This window comes from Legionella sp. km772 (assembly GCF_003989735.1).
Classification (GTDB): Bacteria; Pseudomonadota; Gammaproteobacteria; order Legionellales; family Legionellaceae; genus Legionella.
The window spans coordinates 1-2046 of the sequence record NZ_RZGQ01000295.1 but is presented as its reverse complement, the minus strand read 5'-3'; the positions used below and the strand labels follow the sequence as shown (position 1 = coordinate 2046).

Below are 2046 nucleotides of genomic sequence, written 5' to 3'. Positions count from 1 at the left end.
AAAAACTCATTTAAATCACTTTGCTATTAAGTACAAATTGATTCTTAGAGCGAACCAGATTGCTTGGCAGGAGCTTAAAAATATGGCAGCTTAAAATTGACCGTGCGTAACATGAGTAAGTAAATAGCTTTTACCAACTCCTGGCCGGCCAATTAAAACGCTAATATCGCTACCTGATACAATAAATTTTAATGCTTCGGATTGCTCATCATTTAATTGATAGTGTTGAATCAAAGAAGCTAAGGAGGTGTTGTGTGAATGAGCATAACTAAGGTACAGTTGCTCGACATGTGCTAATAACTTGCCTTCCTGTATATACTGCTCTTGCATAGTATAGGATTCAATTCCTCGCTCATTCCTACCTAAATTAATAACATTCTTATGTTCTAAGACTTGTGCAACAATGTTTAGGTAATCATTAATATGCTGAGTATTATGAAAGGTTTTAAATACTAAACGTTCTATATCGCGGCGTGTAAAAACACTGTGTGTTTGCATTATTTGTTTAATAAATACTTCGGGATTAGATAAAGCAATCTCTGCACGTGCAGATTTAATTAATTGATTTTCTTCGGCTAAATAACTAAGAGTTTGCTTGCGCGTACGCCCAGTATGACGCTCACTAATGAGATGATTAGGATCAACAATTAAATCAAGCTGATGCTCAGCAAAGTAGCTATTTTGAAAATCACGCCAGCATTCGCCCCAATAGTCTTTTTCTACAATAAATTTTTTTGCGAACGTAGGATTAAGATCACGAGCTTTATGCCGTGAAAATTTATTATGCTCCAATCTTCGAGTTGTAATTAGTACATGAGCATGAGGGTTACCATCGCCATGATCATGAATTGCTACGTCTGCTACTAAGTTTTCTTGGACAAAATGTGTATCGGCAAATTGCTTTGTTAATGCTATCTGGTGCTCAATACTTAATTCTTTTGGAAGTGCTAAAACAATATCTTTACAGATCTGAGAGTTGCTTCTGTTCTCTGCAAGCTCCACTTGATTCCATAAAAATTCGCGATCTGCGAACTCAGGTGAACTACCTTCCGGTAAAAGAATTTCTGCATAAATAACGTCATGGCGATTAGAATAATCATGAGTCAACCCAGTGCGCATATCATAAAGCCTAGAGCCTGTTCGATAACTACTTGCAGCAATGGCACTATGCCCTTTTGAGCGAGAGTGAATTGATACTTGAGCAAAAGCGATGGCCATGAAAAGACAGTACCTTCATGTAATGCTCCATCGTTTTTAATTTTAGAAGAATACCTATCCATAAGATATTTTTAAGCGATTACATACTACTTTAGCAAACAAACGAAAGTTTGTATATTGCGCACTTGCGTGACTTTTGAAGTTCGCTGCGCTCACTTTTATTAGCAATCAGCTATTGCTTTTACAAATCGGGCATTGTAGGCTTATTTTGTTACCTCATTTGCGGAGAAATGATTATGTCTACGAAGACAGTATCGCAAATGGAAGCACTACTCTTGGATAGAATCGAAAAAGCTAAAATCAAGTTAGAGAAGTTACAACAAAAGCATAAACTTGAAATTGGTCATCTTGCCTACAAATACGGACTTCATAAATTAGATCTTAAGCAATTAGATGCAGTGTTTTTTAAACTTGCTAGGGAGTTGTCTCATGACAATTCTTAAGGAGATTGAAAAAGAAAAACAAATCATTGCTCGCTATGAAAAATCACACTCGTTAGAAAAACTTAAAAAACGTAAAGCAGATACTCGACTTAAAATTGAATTAGGTGGATTGGTTATCAAATCCGGCATGAATGTATACCAAAAAGCAGTGATACTAGGGGCGTTAGGATATATACATGAATTATTGGAAAAAGATCCAACTCAACTTTCATTTTTTGAGTTAAAGGGCAATGGTTTATTTAATAATTGATTCCAACAGAGAATGTGTGATATAGGCGCGGATTTTTAGACGAAAAAAAGGTATTTTTAAGAGCTATTCTTCTAATATAAGAGGGGAATAGAATGACCAAAAAGCGAAATTATTACACTGCATCAAAAAAATCAA

Annotated in this window: 3 protein-coding genes; 2 read left to right on the top strand and 1 reads right to left on the bottom strand. The window is 35.5% G+C overall.

Going from position 1 to position 2046, the window contains the following annotated elements; translation table 11 throughout:
• Positions 1-90: 90 nt before the first annotated feature.
• Complete coding sequence (locus tag ELY15_RS15370; RefSeq protein ID WP_127101580.1) at positions 91-1218, bottom strand: MobA/MobL family protein; 1128 nt, start codon at positions 1216-1218, stop codon at positions 91-93.
• A 236-nt stretch (positions 1219-1454) separates the two neighbouring features.
• Here ELY15_RS15370 and ELY15_RS15365 point away from each other — a divergent pair, with 236 nt between their 5' ends.
• Both ELY15_RS15365 and ELY15_RS15360 read left to right on the top strand, forming a co-directional pair.
• Positions 1455-1661 (top strand): hypothetical protein, encoded by a 207-nt coding sequence (locus ELY15_RS15365; RefSeq protein ID WP_127101578.1) that lies wholly within the window; start codon positions 1455-1457, stop codon positions 1659-1661.
• A complete protein-coding gene (locus tag ELY15_RS15360; protein WP_127101576.1) occupies positions 1648-1911 on the top strand; it encodes a conjugal transfer protein TraD in 264 nt (87 codons plus the stop codon). Before ELY15_RS15365 ends, ELY15_RS15360 begins: the two co-directional genes overlap by 14 nt.
• Positions 1912-2046 lie beyond the last annotated feature (135 nt).

Bases quoted from the DNA above. Each gene is read 5' to 3' on its own strand.
- ELY15_RS15370 (WP_127101580.1), bottom strand. From the start codon at position 1,218: ATGGCCATCGCTTTTGCTCAAGTATCAATTCACTCTCGCTCAAAAGGG.
- ELY15_RS15365 (WP_127101578.1), top strand. From the start codon at position 1,455: ATGTCTACGAAGACAGTATCGCAAATGGAAGCACTACTCTTGGATAGA.
- ELY15_RS15360 (WP_127101576.1), top strand. From the start codon at position 1,648: ATGACAATTCTTAAGGAGATTGAAAAAGAAAAACAAATCATTGCTCGC.